Below are 14924 nucleotides of genomic sequence, written 5' to 3' on the forward strand. Positions count from 1 at the left end.
ACGATCGGCCCCTGTTGTTAACCGTTCTGACGGATGCGCGCAATCAGCGCTTCACTGTCCGGAATATGATCAGCCAGCAGGATCAGACTGCGGCCCAGCGTTATCGCCTGACGCACGCATTCAACGCGCATCGCCTCATCGTCAATCTTCTTAATATCCGCCACCTGCGACATGCCAACGGTACGGCGGATCAGCTCAGTGCCGCAGTAGCCAATGGTGTCGCTCCATACCTTACGCAGAAACGCCTGTGCATAGCCTGACACCGCCAGCGCCCGATCCCGGCTCTTTTCTGCCGCCAGATCAAGGAAGCGATCGCTGAAACTCCGCCACACATCGCGCACATCGTTAAGGCGATTTTCACGCGCGGCTGCGGCTTCCCTCGGCGGCAGCAGCCCCGGTGCCGCGCAGTAGCTGATCAACAGATTGCCCAGCGCACTGCCGATATCAAAGCCCATCGGCCCGTAGAAACCAAATTCTGCATCGATAACCTTCAGACGGTTGTCTGCCACGAAGATCGAACCACTGTGCACATCACCGTGCAGCAGCGCTTCGGCATGGCAGTAAAACCGATGCTTCAGGCCCCCGACCGCCACCCGCAGTTCGGCGTCGTCACGCAAAGATTCTGCCAGCGGCTCCAGCTCACGCGGATACGCGTTGCGCTCGTGCACTTCATATGGCTCGTTGAAGAACAGCTCTTCGGTGATATCGCACAGCTCCGGGTTAGTAAAACGGATCACATCCGCTTTTTTCTGATACGGATGCTGGAAAAAATCGGAGGTGTGGAACAGGGTCTGTGCCAGATATTCCCCCAACTGCCCTGCCGCCTGCGGATATTCAACACCGTTCACCAGCTCACTCCGCCAGATAGCGTGGTCTGACAGGTCTTCCATAACCATCACCGCCAGTTGCGGATCGTAATGCAGAATATTCACCGTATGCTGCGGGCAAAATTTGCCATGCTCAATCAGCACTTCGGCTTCCAGCCTTGCGCGGTCAAGGGTGAGGGGCCAGGATTCGCCCACACAGCGCACATAAGGTAGCGCCTGTTTGACGATCACCCGGCTGACGCCTGAGGTATCGAAAATCTTAAATACCAGGTTGAGATTACCATCGCCCACTTCCTGCGAATCAACCAGAGACTGGGGATTATCCACGCCGCCAAACTGACGGGCATATTCCACGGCATCCGCTGCGGTGAACGTACGGTATTGCGACATTGACCTGACCCCCAAAATAAGACATGTTTCGTTGTAATAAGCCGTTCAGACGTCTATACATCCGTCAGTCATGTTGGCACAATATGACGCATTAAAGCAACCGGGATTTAACTCATGCAAACACTCAGCACCACCAGTTTACAGGTTCGTGACAATCAGCTCTGGATCCTTGACCAGCAGGCCCTGCCACAGCAGAAAATCTGGTGCCCGACGCCGGATGTTGCCGAACTGGTGAGCCATATTAAAGCGCTGCGGGTCCGCGGCGCACCGCTGATCGGCCTGTCGGCCAGCCTGCTGCTGGCACTGCTGGCTGAAAACGGCATGGCCAGACCGGCACTGGCGGAGGCGCTGGAGGTGCTGCGCGCTGCGCGTCCCACAGCCGTGAATCTGATGAATAACCTGGATCGCATGAAGCTGGCCCTGGCCCGGGAGGATTTTGTCAGCGCGCTGGGGGCAGAAGCACTGCGGCTGATTGATGAGGATAAAGCCCTGTGCGACAGCATTGCCGCCGCCGGCAGCGCCCTGATTACCCCCGGCAGCCGTCTGCTGACCCACTGCAACACCGGCGGGCTGGCAACGGCAGGCGTCGGCACCGCACTGGGTGTTATCGCCCGCGGCTGGACGGAAGGCAAGGTCAGCCAGGTATGGGTGGATGAAACCCGACCGCTGTTACAGGGTGGACGCCTGACGGCGTGGGAGTTAGGCGAACTGGGCATCCCTTACCGGTTAATCTGTGATTCGATGGCCGCCAGCCTGATGGCCCGGGGAGAGGTTGATGCAGTCTGGGTGGGGGCGGATCGCATTGCCGCTAACGGTGATGTGGCGAATAAAATCGGCACCTACAGCCTGGCAGTGCTGGCGAAATATCACCACATTCCGTTCTACGTCGCGGCACCGCATACCACGCTGGATCGCGAATGCCCGAACGGTGATGCCATCCCGATTGAACAGCGCGCCGCGCGCGAAGTGACAGGCGTTGCCGGCAGCTTTGGTGATGTGCAGTGGGCGCCGGAAGGGGCACAGGTGTACAACCCGGCGTTTGACGTCACGCCAGCCTCGCTGATTAGCGGCTGGGTGCTGGATACTGGCGTGGTCACACCGGCGCAGGTGAAGGCAGGCGAATTTCAGCCACGTCGTTAATGTGTGTAACCAGGGCGAGCGGCTGCAGCCAACGCCGCTGCAGCCTGAAGAATGACGGAAAATAATACCCTAAATTATTCGGGTTGCAGCAAGGCGGCAAAGCGGCGAGTCCCTGGGAGCCTAGATCACTGTGTGACCAGGGTGAGCGGCTGCAGCCAACGCCGCTGCAGCCTGAAGAATGACGGAAAATAATACCCTAAATTATTCGGGTTGCAGCAAGGCGGCAAAGCGGCGAGTCCCTGGGAGCATAGATCACTATGTAACCAGGGCGAGCGGCTGCAGCCAACGCCGCTGCAGCCTGAAGAATGACGGAAAATAATACCCTAAATTATTCGGGTTGCAGCAAGGCGGCAAAGCGGCGAGTCCCTGGGAGCATAGATCACTGTGTGACCAGGGTGAGCGGCTGCAGCCAACGCCGCTGCAGCCTGAAGAATGACGGAAAATAATACCCTAAATTATTCGGGTTGCAGCAAGGCGGCAAAGCGGCGAGTCCCTGGGAGCATAGATCACTATGTGACCAGGGTGAACGGCTGCAGCCAACGCCGCTGCAGCCTGAAGAATGACGGGTATTACGGTAAGCGCGGATAAGCATCAGCGATAGTATCGCCGGTAAACTTCGCCACCCAGCCTTCCTGATTGTCGAAAATGCGGATAGCGGTAAAATTAGGCGAGGAACCCATATCGAACCAGTGTGGCGTGCCTGCCGGGACTGAAATCAGATCGTTCTTTTCGCATAGGATCTGATAGATATGCCCGTCAAGGTGCAGGCAGAACAGCCCGGCCCCTTCAACAAAGAAACGAACTTCATCTTCCCCGTGGGTATGCTCAGAGAGGAACTTAGTGCGCAGCACTTCTTTCTGCGGATTGTCCGCACGCATGCTGATCACATCCCAGCTCTGATAACCTTTTTCTGCCACCAGACGATCGATCGCATGCTGGTACGCCTTGATCACGGTGTCCGCATCCGGGTTTTCACCCAGATCGCGGTCTGCTTCCCAGCGTTCAAAACGCACGTCCTTTGCCTTCAGTTTTTCAGCGATTGCGGCGGCGTCAGTGCTGTGCCACACCGGGGTGGTCGCTTCGGTATCGGTAAAAATAGTCAGTGCGCTCATGAGTTCAACAGTTCCTGGTTAATCTGATCAAAACCTGCCACCTGGCGGTGGCGGCTCTCAGCATCCGCGTCGCCGCGTATTAACTGCACGGTCTTCCAGCCTGCATCCTGCGCCGCATCCAGTTCCTGATGAATATCGGATAAGAACAGCAGTTCCTCTGCAGGTAAACCAATCTGGCTGGCAATGTTGCGGTAAGCATCCCTCTCACGTTTGGCGCCGACGTGGGTGTCAAAGTAGCCGCTAAACAGCCCAGTGATATCACCCGCATCGCTGTAGCCAAATAACAATTTCTGCGCAGCAACGGAGCCAGATGAATAAACATACAGCGCGATGCCCTGCTGCTGCCACTGTTTTAACGCCGGCAGCACGTCAGCATAGAGGTGCCCGGTAAAGCTGCCGCTCTCGTAGCCTGCCCGCCAGATCATGCCCTGCAGCGCTTTCAGCGCAGTGGATTTGCGATCCTGATCCATAAACCCGAACAACACAGCGACCAGGTCACCATTGCTGGCCTGCGGCTGATTAATCTCCGTACGCAGATCGTCCAGCACCTGTGCCACAGCAGGCTGTGTGTGATGTTCCGCAATAAAGCCCGGCAGATGCTGCCGCGCATAAGGAAACAGAACGTTATGGACAAAGCGAATATCGCTGGTGGTTCCTTCAATGTCGGTGACGATGGCGCGGATCATGATGTCTCCAGGATGCGGCGTTGTAATTCACACTGGAAGAGAAACTCCAGCCCTTCAAGATGACGACGTGCTTCGGCCACGTCTTTCCCCCAGCAGGTCAGCCCGTGGCCGCGCAGCAGGAAACCATAATGCAGCGGCGTATGCGCAGCAAACTGCGCAATCCGCTCTGACAGTCCGGCAATATCCTGATCGTTGTCGAACAGCGCCACCGCCACGCTGTCCTGATGCGAAGTCTGCCCGGCCAGCGTCTTTTGCATTTCATAACCCTGTAACACCAGCGCCGCGCTTTTTTCCACCCGGGACAGGACGGTGGCGTTCACCGTGTGGGTGTGCAGCACCGCGCCCGCCTCTGGAAACAGACGGTAGATCAGCGTATGCAAAGCGGTTTCTGCCGAGGGTTTACGGCCGGACGGAACGCGATTGCTGACAATTTCAACCTGGATAAAGTCGTCGCACGTCAGGCTGCCTTTGTCTTTGCCGGACTCACTCAGCAGGCAGAACTGCGCGTCCTGGCGTACGGACATATTGCCGCCGGTGGCCGGTGCCCAGCCGCGTGCGCCAATCCAGTGACAGGCATCAACTAATTGATCTAACTGAGAGCGTTGTGTCATCTCTTTCCTTAGTGTGAAAGATGATAAGGATGATTATAGACGTCTAAGCGTCTTGATTGCCAAATACTAACACCGTGTTATATTGGCAGCAATAACATCCATTTCCCCCCCACTCGCTGGGGTTGCAGCAAGGCGGCAAATCGATGCGTCCCGGGGACAGGCAGTGACCGGGAGAAATGCACCACCGCCGTTGCAGCTTCAGGCCGTAAGGGAAAAAACGCGCTACAAGGGTTGAGTCATATGAGCCAGACGTCGTTTACCCCAGAAAGCAAGCTACCTGCGCTGGGCACCACTATTTTTACCCAGATGAGCGCACTGGCGCAGCAGTACAACGCCATCAACCTGTCTCAGGGGTTTCCTGACTTTGACGGCCCGCTGTATCTGCAACAGCGCCTGGCACATCACGTCAGCCAGGGCGCGAATCAGTATGCACCGATGACCGGCGTGGCCCCGCTGCGTGAGGCAATTGCCCAAAAAACGGCTGAACTTTACGGCCACACCCCCGATGCAAACACTGAAGTTACCGTCACGGCCGGTGCTACCGAAGCTCTGTTCGCCGCCATCACTGCGCTGGTGCGTCCGGGGGATGAAGTGATCTGCTTCGATCCCAGCTATGACAGCTATGCGCCGGCCGTCACTCTGGCGGGTGGCGTGATGAAACGCATCGCCCTGCAGCCCCCGGGGTTTCGCCCCGACTGGCAGGCCTTTTCCGCCCTGCTGTCAGCGCGCACCCGCCTGGTGATCCTGAATACCCCGCATAACCCGACGGCCACGGTGTGGCAGCAGAGCGACTTCGCCCAGCTGTGGCAGGCCATTGCCCGGCAGGAGATTTACGTGCTGAGCGATGAGGTCTATGAACATATCTGCTTCGACGCTAACGGCCATGCCAGCGTGCTGGCGCACCCGGAACTGCGCGCGCGCGCGATTGCCGTGTCCTCATTCGGTAAGACCTTTCACATGACCGGCTGGAAAGTGGGCTACTGCGTGGCACCGGCGGCCCTGAGCGCCGAAGTACGCAAGGTACATCAGTATCTGACCTTCTCGGTGAATACCCCGGCACAGCTGGCGATGGCAGATATGCTGGCGCAGGAACCGCAACACTACCGGGAACTGCCGGAATTCTACCGGGCACGACGCGACCGCTTTGTGAAAGCCCTGTCGGGCAGCCGCTTTACGATCCTGCCTTGCGAAGGCACCTACTTCCTGCTGGCTGATTACAGCGCCCTTTCCGATCTTGATGATGTCGCCTTCTGCCAGTGGCTGACCAGAGAAGTCGGCGTGGCAGCCATCCCGCTGTCGGTGTTCTGCGCCGACGCCTTTCCTCATAAACTGATCCGCCTGTGCTTCGCCAAACAGGAAGCCACGCTGGACGCTGCTGCGGAGCGCCTGTGTCAACTTTAAACATCACTGTTCTTCAGCAGCCGCTGGTATGGATGGACGGCCAGGCTAACCTGGCCTTTTTCAACGACCTGCTGGACGATATCCAGGGCCGTGACCTGATTATCCTGCCGGAAATGTTCACCACCGGATTTGCCATGGAGGCGGCGACCCGATCACTGCCAGAAGTTGAAGTGATTGCCTGGCTGCAGGAGAAAGCCCGTGCAGCAAATGCGATGGTGGCGGGCAGCGCCGCCATTCAGGTTGAGCACGGGGCGGTAAACCGCTTCTTCCTTGTCGAACCGGAAGGCAAAGTGCATTTCTACGACAAGCGCCATCTGTTCCGCATGGCCGGAGAACATGAACACTATCTGGCCGGGGAGCGCCGCGAGGTGATTGAGTGGCGCGGCTGGCGCATCCTGCCTCAGGTCTGTTACGACCTGCGCTTCCCGGTGTTCTCCCGCAACCAAAATGATTACGATCTGGCACTGTATGTGGCTAACTGGCCTGCGCCACGCGCCCTGCACTGGCAGACGCTGTTACAGGCGCGCGCCATTGAAAACCAGGCGTATATCGCCGGGTGCAACCGCGTGGGCAGCGATGGCAACGGCCATCAGTACAGCGGTAACAGCCGGATAATCAGCCCGCAGGGGGAGATGCTGGCAGAAGGTGAACCGCACCAGCCTGCCCGCCTGGACGCCACGCTGTCGCTGGAGACGCTGCGCGACTACCGCGAGACATTCCCGGCGTGGCGCGATGCAGATAGCTTTAGCTGGTGAAATCGCTGGCAGGCCGGTTGAAACAGATGCCCCCCCTAGGAGCGGGCCACAACTTTTTCCGATCGCCCCGAGGATACCCGGTTAAACAGCAGGTTCAGCATCACCGATACCAGGCAGGTGGCGCTGATGCCGGAATGAAAAAGGGTCCGCACCCAGCCGGGAAACTGGTCGTAGAAGGTCGGCATGACAATCGGGATCATGCCGAAGGCAATCGAGGTGGCAACAATCACCAGGTTCATATTGTCTTTATAATCCACCTTTGCCAGGGTGCGAATGCCGCTGGCCGCCACGGTACCAAACAGCACCACGCCCGCCCCACCAAGAACGGGCAGCGGTATAGCCGCCACGACTCTGCCCAGCACCGGTAAAAAACCCAGCATCACCAGAATGACGCCTCCCGCGGCGACCACGAAGCGACTTTTCACCCCGGTCATCGCCACCAGCCCGATATTCTGCGCGAAAGCACTCTGCGGAAAGGAGTTGAACAGCGGCGCCAGTGCGCTGGTCAGCATATCGGCGCGCAGGCCGCGGGCGATGCGCTTTCCGTCCACCTCCGTACCCACAATATCGCCAATGGCTATCAGTCCGGCGGTGGTTTCGGTCAGCAGCACCAGCACAATCAGCGTCATCGAGACTATGGCCGCCACATCAAATACCGGCATGCCAAAGGTCATTACGCCCGGCAGAGCCAGCCAGTCCCCCTGCGCCACGCCGGCGAAGCTTGCCTGCCCGGTGAACAGCGCGACACCGGTTCCACAGGCCATTGCCAGCAGGACCGCCAGCCGTCTTACCGCGGCACTGCCCAGGCGATTTAACAGCAGTACCATCACCAGCGTCACCGCCGCCAGACCGATATTGTCGGTTGACCCCCAGCCTGCCGCATGAGGGTTGCCCCCCATCGCCCAGCGTGCCGCCACCGGCATCAGCGACAGGCCGATCACCGCTATCACCGTCCCGGTCACCACCGGGGGGAAAAAGCGAAGGATATGCGCAAACAGCGGGGCAATCAGCAGACCAAGCAGCGAGGACGCCATCACCGCGCCGAACACCACCGGCAGGCCGCCTTCACTGGTGACCAGCGTCACCATGGTGGCCACCCCGGCAAAAGAGACGCCCTGTACCAGCGGCAGCCGTGAACCGAATCCGGGCATACCCAGCGCCTGAAGCAGCGTGGCGCAGCCGCTGACAAACAGCGCAGCCGTCACCAGGATACCCAGCTCGCTGGCACTCAGCCCGGCGGCTGAACCAATAATCAGTGGGGGAGCAATAATTCCGCCGTACATGGTTAACACATGCTGTAAACCCCAGGCAAAAGCCTTGCCTGCCGGATAACGCGTATCTTCTGGCCTGACGCTCATAATGGTGCCTTTTCGTTTTATGCAGGTTGACGGGCGGCCCGGAAAAGCGGGTTCACCCAAGGAGGCTTTCCGGCCACCCGCTGCCGTCACGGGTACGGTTTATGACCCACGATAGGTGGACCAGGACCACGGGGTGATCAGAAAAGGTAAATGGTAGTGGCTGCCGGGGGCGGCAATGACAAAGTCGATGCGGGCGTTGACGTAGAGCGTTTCCCGTCCGTCGGCGGCAAAATAGTCGCCGATAGCGGCTGTCAGGCGATAGCGGCCCGCGGCCAGCCCGTCGGGCGTCAGATCGCTGACCCGGCCGTCGGCGTTGGTCATGCCAGATGCCAGCAGTTGCCAGCCCTCACTGCCCTTCTGTTCAAGGGCAATGGTCACGCCGGCGGCGGGTTTCCCCAGCGCCGTGTCCAGGATATGCGTGGTAAGGGTGCTCACCGGAATGTCTCCTCCAGACGTAAAAGCGTAATTTCACGCAGCTGGTCGAGCGCTTCTCGCTCCTCCTGCTGCGCGTCGTTGTTCAGGCGACGCTGTAACTCGGCCAGGATCTGCCGGCCGCTGCGCCCTTTGGCGCGGATCAGAAACACCCGGCCAAAACGCTGTTCATAGTCAGCATTGCCCGCGCGTAAGGCCCGGGCAAGTTCCGTATCGGCGCTGTTCACCAGGGCCTGTTCGTTACCCGACATGGCCGCTTCTTTTCCGCCGCCCGCCGCCCGCTCACCAATGCGCGGGTGAGCAGAGAGTGCCCGCATCAGCGCGGTACTGTCCCACTGCTGTGCCACGCTGTCCGCCTGTTTCAGCAGGGCTGCCAGCGAGGCGTAGGGCCGCGCATCTGTCAGACGCGCGGCCCACTCAGGCAGTGCCACGCAGTGCGCAATGCTACGCTGCGCCTCGTCAGCGCTGGCCTGGTTGAACTGGGTAAGATTCATTTTTCGGCCACCGCCGCCACGGCCTGCACGTAAGCCTGTACGGCCAGCGCCACATCCTGCGGGGTCACGGATTCCGCAGGATGGTGGCTGATGCCGCGATCGCAGCGCACAAACAACATCCCGACCGGCCAGCGTTCAGCGATGGCAATGGCATCGTGTCCGGCTCCGCTGGGCAGCGACAGGCTGCGGCCCTGAACGGTGCCGACGGCTTGCGTCAGCGCAGTCTGTAAGCCTTCATCACAGCGCGTGGCCGGGATCTGGTAATACTCCTCTGCGCTGAAGCTCAGGCCACGCCGCAGGGCAATGGCTTCGCCCTGAACCAGCAGTTCAGACAGCAGCGCCGCCAGCAGCTGGTCTTCCGGGCCGCGCACGTCCAGCGTCAGCGTCACCTCTCCCGGAATGACGTTCACCGCCCCGGGCTGGCACTGTAGGGTTCCTACCGTCGCGACCAGCTGTGGATCCAGCTGCGGTGTGCGCTGTTCGATAAACACCATCCACTCTGCCGCTGCTGCCAACGCATCTTTACGGTGGCTCATCGGCACCGTCCCGGCGTGTCCGGCCTCCCCGGTAAAACGACAGTTGAGACGCCGCGCGCCGTTAATTGCCGTCACGACCCCCAGCGCCAGCTGCGCCTGCTCCAGGCACGGGCCCTGCTCAATATGTAACTCCAGGTAAGCAACGAAATCCTCAACGTCGCGCGCCGCCTGCCACAGCAGATCGGGGTTGAAGCCAATATCTTTCATCGCCTGCCCGACGGTAATACTGTTGCCGTCCGGATGGGTCAGCCAGTGTGACGGCCAGGTGCCGGTCAGGCCCCGGCTGCCCAGCAGGGTAATGCCAAAGCGCGTGCCCTCTTCGTCCGCGAAGCCGATGATCTCGACCGCCAGCGGCAGGCGCTGGCCGCGATCGTGCAGATACTGCACCGTTTCAATCGCCGTCAGCACGCCCAGCATGCCGTCATAGCGCCCGGCGTTGCGTACCGTATCCAGATGCGAGCCCAGCAGTACCGCTTTCGCATCCTCACGCTGCCCTTCATAGCGTCCGCAGATATTGCCCACGCTGTCCTGCCAGACCTGCATGCCGGCGGCTTTCATCCACTTGCCGACCATCGCATTCGCACGCAGGTGCTCCGGCGACAGATAGACACGGGTCAGGTAACCCGGGGTTTCACTGATTTCAGCCAGCGCATCACAGCGGGCCATGACGCGCGCCGCAGCGGCGGCAGCGGCCGTGGCATTCATCAGGCACTCGCTCATCCGCGACTCCCGTTGTAGTGGTCCCAGGCGGCCTGCATCGCCGCCCCCTGAGTACTGCGGAAACCCACATAATTCAGCACCGACTCCAGCGCGCTCAGGGTCTGCATCACGCAGTCTTTACGGGCGTTATATCCCATGGTGCCGATGCGCCATACCTTGCCAATCAGCGGGCCAAAGGAGGTGCCAATCTCAATGCCGAAATCGTCCAGCATCAGCTGACGGACCTGATCGCCGTTAACCCCCGCAGGGATCATCACGCCCAGCACGTTATTCATTTTGTGGCTCAGATCGCCGAAGGTATCCAGTCCCATGCCCTGAATGCCTTTCAGCATCGCTTCTCCGTGCAGCTTGTGGCGGGCGATGCCGTTATCCAGCCCCTCCTCAAGGATCAGGCGGGCACACTCGCGGGCGCCAAACAGCGCCGACGTCGCTTCGGTGTGGTGGTTAAGACGTTCGGGGCCCCAGTAGTCCATGATCATGCCGAGATCGAAATAATTGGACCAGATCATCTCATCATCACCATCCTGATGAGCATCGGTGCGGATCCCCGCCTCCACGCATTTGCGCTTACGGATCGTTTCTTCCATCACCGGACTGAGGGTGATCGGCGAGGTCCCCGATGGCCCGCCCAGGCATTTCTGCATCCCCACAGAGACCGCATCCAGGCCCCAGGCATCAGTTTCCAGCCTGTTGCCGGCGAGTGAAGCGGTGGCATCGGTATAGAACAGCACGCCATATTTTTTACAGATTGCTCCCAGCTCTTCCAGCGGCTGCAGCATGGTAGTAGACGTGTCCCCCTGCACCGTCAGCAGCAGGCGTGGCCTGACTTTTTTAATCGCGTCTTCAATCTGGTCCGGGGTAAATACCTCGCCCCACGGCACGTCAATGGTGTGGACTTCCGCACGGCAGCGGCGGGCAATTTCGCAGAGCAGATGGCCGAAGCGGCCAAATACCGGTACCAGCACTTTATCGCCGGGGCGGATCGCTGACAGCAGGATCGCTTCAATTCCGGCGCGTGAGGTCCCGTCGATCAGCATCGTCCAGCGGTTTTCGGTACGGAACACGCCGCGATACAGCGCCATCACTTCGTTCATGTACTGCGTCATGGCCGGATCGTACTGCCCAAGCAGTTGGCTGGACATCGCACGCAATACGCGCGGATCGGCGTTGATCGGTCCCGGCCCCATCAGCAGGCGCTGCGGCGGGTTAATCTGGGTAAATGTAGATAAATCCATCATCGATTCCTGTATTGAAATAACCCCATAGGCGTTACTGGTGCAGGTAGTTTGAACACAGACAGCGCGCAAGAACCGGAGCGTACACGTCGTACGTGAGGATTCTGAGCACTGACCGGGTTCAAAACGACAAACAAAGTAGCCTAAAGCCCACGCACCGAGGAGATAAATTGTTTCAGTTCATGGGTTTGTGGATCAGAGAAGACGGTTTTACTGTCGCCCTGCTCCCACACCCGCCCCTGGTGCATAAACACCACGCGGTCACCGACCTCGCGGGCAAAATTCATTTCGTGCGTTACGAGGATCAGCGTCATGCCCTCTTTTGCCAGTTGCTCCAGCACTTTCAACACTTCCCCCACCAGTTCCGGATCCAGCGCGGAGGTGATCTCATCGCACAGCAGCACTTTAGGTGACATGGCCAGCGCACGTGCTATCGCTACGCGCTGCTGCTGCCCGCCGGAAAGGTTGGCTGGATAGTAATCTATCCGGTCGCCCAGACCGACTTTTTCCAGCATCCGGGCGGCCAGCTCGCGGCATTCCGCCTCTTTCTTTTTCAGCACCCGCCGGGGGGCCAGCATCACGTTTTCCAGCGCCGTCATATGCGGAAACAGATTGAAGTTCTGGAAGACCATCCCGACGGAGCGGCTGATATCCCGCGCCTGGGCATCGCGATCGGTAATGGTCATCCCGCCGAGTTTAATACTGCCCTCCTGATAGCCTTCCAGCCCGTTAATGCAGCGTAGCAGGGTGCTTTTCCCCGATCCGCTGCGGCCGATAATGGAGATCACTTCACCCATATCGACGTCGAGATCCACGCCTTTCAGTACGTGATTGTCGCCATAGTATTTCTGCACCTGATTAATGGTGATGAGCGGCATTGAATTTCTTCTCCAGATACTGGCTGTAGCGTGACAGCGGATAACACATCAGGAAATAGCCGAGGGCCACTAACCCGAAAACTTTAAAGGGCTGATAGGTCACGTTGTTCAAAATGGTGCCGGCCTTGGTCAGCTCTATAAAGCCGATAATGGAAGCCAGCGCGGTGCCTTTCACCACCTGGACGGCAAAGCCGACAGTGGGGGCGATCCCCACGCGCAGCGCCTGTGGCAATACCACACGCCAGAGCGTCTGACCAAAGCTCAGGCCGAGGCAGCGACACGCCTCCCACTGCCCTTTCGGCAGGGCTTTAATGCTGCCGTGCCAGATATCCACCAGAAAAGCACTGGTGTAGAAGGTCAGCGCCAGCGACGCCGCCGTCCACGGCGACACATCCAGACCAAACAGCGCCACACCGAAGAAGGCCAGGAAGAGCTGCATCAGCAGCGGCGTACCCTGGAACAGTTCGATATAGCAGCGGATCATCCGGTTTGGCCAGCGACGCCCACTCAGGCGCACCATCACCAGCGGCATTGCCACCAGCGTGCCGCCGAAAAAGGCCGTCAGCGACAGAGCGATGGTCCAGCGGGCCGCCAGCAGCAGATTGCGCAGAATGTCCCAGTCAGTAAAGGTTGTCATCATGGCTGCTCTCCAAACCACTTACGCCCCGCCGCCAGTAACAGCTGACGCATGGCAATCGACAGCGCCAGATACATCAGCGTGGTCACCAGATAAACCTCAAAGCTTAAAAAGGTGCGCGACTGGATCAGGTTGGCGGCAAAGGTCAGCTCTTCATAGGAGACCTGTGACACCACCGAGGAGCCCAGCATCACGATGATGCACTGGCTGACCAGCGCAGGATAAATACGCTTCATCGAGGGCGGCAGCACCACCCGGATAAAAGTCTGCGTACGGGTCAGGCCCAACACACGCCCTGCCTCCCACTGCCCTTTCGGCGTCACCTGAATACCGGCCCGGATAATTTCCGTACTGTAGGCGCCGAGATTAATCAGCATGGCCAGCAGCGCCGCTTCCCCGGCGGTCAGCTTCAGGCCGAGATTGGGCAGACCAAACACGATAAAAAACAGCTGTACGACAAACGGCGTATTGCGGATCAGTTCGACATACACGCCCCAGAGGCGGCTGAACAGCGAAGGCGTGCCGCTACGCAGCGCCGCTCCCAGAATGCCCAGCCCTACACCGCCCACCGTTGCCATCACTGTCAGTTGGATGGTCACCCACAGGCCGGAAAGTAATTCCGGCCAGAAGGGCCACAGCGCAGGAAAATTCAGTTGCCCAATCATTGGTCAGCCCTTACGCGCCGAGATCGGCGGGCAGCGGAGCCTTCAGCCACTGCTCGGAAAGCCCGTTCAGCGTTTTATCTTTAATCGCCTGAACGATCAGCGCATCCACTTTCGCTTTCAGCGCGGGCTCATTTTTCTTCATACCGATGAAGCACGGGGAATCTTTCAGCATAAATTTCGCGACCGGGGCTTTATCTGCCTGCTGGCGGGCGATGGCGGCCACTACCAGGTTTCCTGTGGCAACATACTCCACCTGACCGGAAAGGTAAGCCGACAGCGTGGTGTTATTGTCTTCGTAACGCTTCACCTGGGCATCTTTCGGTGCGATCCCGGTCAGCACCATGTCTTCGACGGCCCCACGAGTGACGCCAATGGATTTGCCGCTCAGACCTGCAGCCTCTTTCAGCGCCCCGTCTTTTGGCCCGAACACGCCGAGGAAGAACGGTGCATAGGCGCGGCTGAAGTCGATCACTTTCTCGCGCTCCGGATTTTTGCCCAGGCTGGAGATCACCAGATCCACTTTATCCGTCTGCAGATAAGGGACGCGGTTGGCGCTGGTGACCGGCACCAACTGCAACTTAAGTTTCATCTGTTTCGCCAGGTACTTTGCCATATCAATGTCATAGCCCTGCGGCTGTAAATCGGTGCCGACCGATCCAAACGGCGGGAAGTCCTGTGGGACCGCGATGCGGATAACACCACGTTTTTCAATGTCCTGCAGCTGGTCGGCATGGGCTACTATTGCCTGAGAAAACAGCACGGCACCTGCCAGTAATGCGAATAAGCCTTTTTTCATCTTCACTTCCCCGGTTAATACATCATGAAACGAAAGATTCTTAAAAAATTTAATTGCAACTAATGTGCCAGCGCGAGAGGTGGGCCAGAAATTTCTGCATTTCAGTGCAGGCCGGACGTAAAAAAGCCTGTAACAGCAGATTATTAATATAAAAAAAGCCGATTCAGGAAGAAAAAAGTAACCGTTTTGTCCATTAAAAGACGATAAAAAGGGGCGCAACAGGGCGCCCCAAAATCATGCAAAGCACCATA

General features: G+C 58.9%; 16 protein-coding genes. 3 read left to right on the forward strand and 13 right to left on the reverse strand.

Features of this window, described 5'->3' with window-relative positions; all coding sequences use genetic code 11:
- Positions 1-17: 17 nt before the first annotated feature.
- Entirely contained in the window at positions 18-1217 is a 1200-nt protein-coding gene (mtnK, locus tag K6L24_RS16890) for an S-methyl-5-thioribose kinase (protein ID WP_062747959.1), read from the reverse strand.
- 114 nt (positions 1218-1331) lie between these two features.
- Between mtnK and mtnA the strand changes: the two genes are divergently transcribed.
- Positions 1332-2357 carry an S-methyl-5-thioribose-1-phosphate isomerase gene (gene mtnA, locus K6L24_RS16895; protein ID WP_062747961.1) on the forward strand — a complete coding sequence of 342 codons (1026 nt, stop codon included), beginning with the start codon at positions 1332-1334 and terminating at the stop codon, positions 2355-2357.
- A gap of 569 nt (positions 2358-2926) precedes the next feature.
- Here the strand turns inward: mtnA and K6L24_RS16900 are convergent.
- From K6L24_RS16900 to K6L24_RS16910, 3 genes are read right to left on the reverse strand one after another with little or no spacing between them, the layout of a single operon-like run.
- On the reverse strand, positions 2927-3469 hold the full coding sequence (locus K6L24_RS16900) for a 1,2-dihydroxy-3-keto-5-methylthiopentene dioxygenase (RefSeq protein ID WP_062749294.1): 543 nt from the start codon (positions 3467-3469) through the stop codon (positions 2927-2929).
- Positions 3466-4155: an acireductone synthase gene (mtnC, locus tag K6L24_RS16905; RefSeq protein ID WP_222681668.1), complete on the reverse strand. Its 690-nt coding sequence runs from the start codon at positions 4153-4155 to the stop codon at positions 3466-3468. The genes K6L24_RS16900 and mtnC overlap by 4 nt, the downstream gene beginning before the upstream one ends.
- On the reverse strand, positions 4152-4766 hold the full coding sequence (locus tag K6L24_RS16910) for a methylthioribulose 1-phosphate dehydratase (protein WP_062749290.1): 615 nt from the start codon (positions 4764-4766) through the stop codon (positions 4152-4154). Before K6L24_RS16910 ends, mtnC begins: the two co-directional genes overlap by 4 nt.
- A 240-nt stretch (positions 4767-5006) precedes the next feature.
- Between K6L24_RS16910 and K6L24_RS16915 the strand changes: the two genes are divergently transcribed.
- Positions 5007-6167, forward strand: coding sequence for a pyridoxal phosphate-dependent aminotransferase (locus K6L24_RS16915; protein ID WP_062749288.1), 1161 nt, complete (start codon positions 5007-5009; stop codon positions 6165-6167).
- A complete protein-coding gene (locus K6L24_RS16920; RefSeq protein WP_062749286.1) occupies positions 6155-6922 on the forward strand; it encodes an amidohydrolase in 768 nt (255 codons plus the stop codon). Before K6L24_RS16915 ends, K6L24_RS16920 begins: the two co-directional genes overlap by 13 nt.
- Before the next feature lie 35 nt (positions 6923-6957).
- Here the strand turns inward: K6L24_RS16920 and K6L24_RS16925 are convergent, their stop codons facing one another.
- From K6L24_RS16925 to K6L24_RS16965, 9 genes are all read right to left on the reverse strand, one after another.
- The gene (locus K6L24_RS16925; protein WP_222681669.1) at positions 6958-8280 is read right to left on the reverse strand and encodes a nucleobase:cation symporter-2 family protein; all 1323 of its coding nucleotides are present in this window, start codon (positions 8278-8280) and stop codon (positions 6958-6960) included.
- A gap of 99 nt (positions 8281-8379) precedes the next feature.
- Positions 8380-8715 carry a hydroxyisourate hydrolase gene (gene uraH, locus K6L24_RS16930; RefSeq protein ID WP_062749282.1) on the reverse strand — a complete coding sequence of 112 codons (336 nt, stop codon included), beginning with the start codon at positions 8713-8715 and terminating at the stop codon, positions 8380-8382.
- Positions 8712-9206 (reverse strand): 2-oxo-4-hydroxy-4-carboxy-5-ureidoimidazoline decarboxylase, encoded by a 495-nt coding sequence (uraD, locus tag K6L24_RS16935; RefSeq protein ID WP_118664577.1) that lies wholly within the window; start codon positions 9204-9206, stop codon positions 8712-8714. Before uraD ends, uraH begins: the two co-directional genes overlap by 4 nt.
- Positions 9203-10462 carry an allantoate amidohydrolase gene (gene hpxK / locus K6L24_RS16940; RefSeq protein WP_062749278.1) on the reverse strand — a complete coding sequence of 420 codons (1260 nt, stop codon included), beginning with the start codon at positions 10460-10462 and terminating at the stop codon, positions 9203-9205. Before hpxK ends, uraD begins: the two co-directional genes overlap by 4 nt.
- Positions 10459-11697 carry a pyridoxal-phosphate-dependent aminotransferase family protein gene (locus tag K6L24_RS16945; protein ID WP_222682338.1) on the reverse strand — a complete coding sequence of 413 codons (1239 nt, stop codon included), beginning with the start codon at positions 11695-11697 and terminating at the stop codon, positions 10459-10461. The genes hpxK and K6L24_RS16945 overlap by 4 nt, the downstream gene beginning before the upstream one ends.
- A 143-nt stretch (positions 11698-11840) precedes the next feature.
- A complete protein-coding gene (locus K6L24_RS16950; protein ID WP_062749274.1) occupies positions 11841-12575 on the reverse strand; it encodes an amino acid ABC transporter ATP-binding protein in 735 nt (244 codons plus the stop codon).
- Entirely contained in the window at positions 12556-13212 is a 657-nt protein-coding gene (locus K6L24_RS16955; protein WP_062749269.1) for an amino acid ABC transporter permease, read from the reverse strand. The genes K6L24_RS16950 and K6L24_RS16955 overlap by 20 nt, the downstream gene beginning before the upstream one ends.
- Positions 13212-13877 carry an amino acid ABC transporter permease gene (locus K6L24_RS16960; protein WP_062749267.1) on the reverse strand — a complete coding sequence of 222 codons (666 nt, stop codon included), beginning with the start codon at positions 13875-13877 and terminating at the stop codon, positions 13212-13214. The genes K6L24_RS16955 and K6L24_RS16960 overlap by 1 nt, the downstream gene beginning before the upstream one ends.
- A 10-nt stretch (positions 13878-13887) precedes the next feature.
- Positions 13888-14673 carry a transporter substrate-binding domain-containing protein gene (locus tag K6L24_RS16965; RefSeq protein WP_062749265.1) on the reverse strand — a complete coding sequence of 262 codons (786 nt, stop codon included), beginning with the start codon at positions 14671-14673 and terminating at the stop codon, positions 13888-13890.
- Positions 14674-14924: the final 251 nt, after the last annotated feature.

It is taken from the genome of Erwinia persicina (genome assembly GCF_019844095.1).
Lineage (GTDB): Bacteria > Pseudomonadota > Gammaproteobacteria > Enterobacterales > Enterobacteriaceae > Erwinia > Erwinia persicina.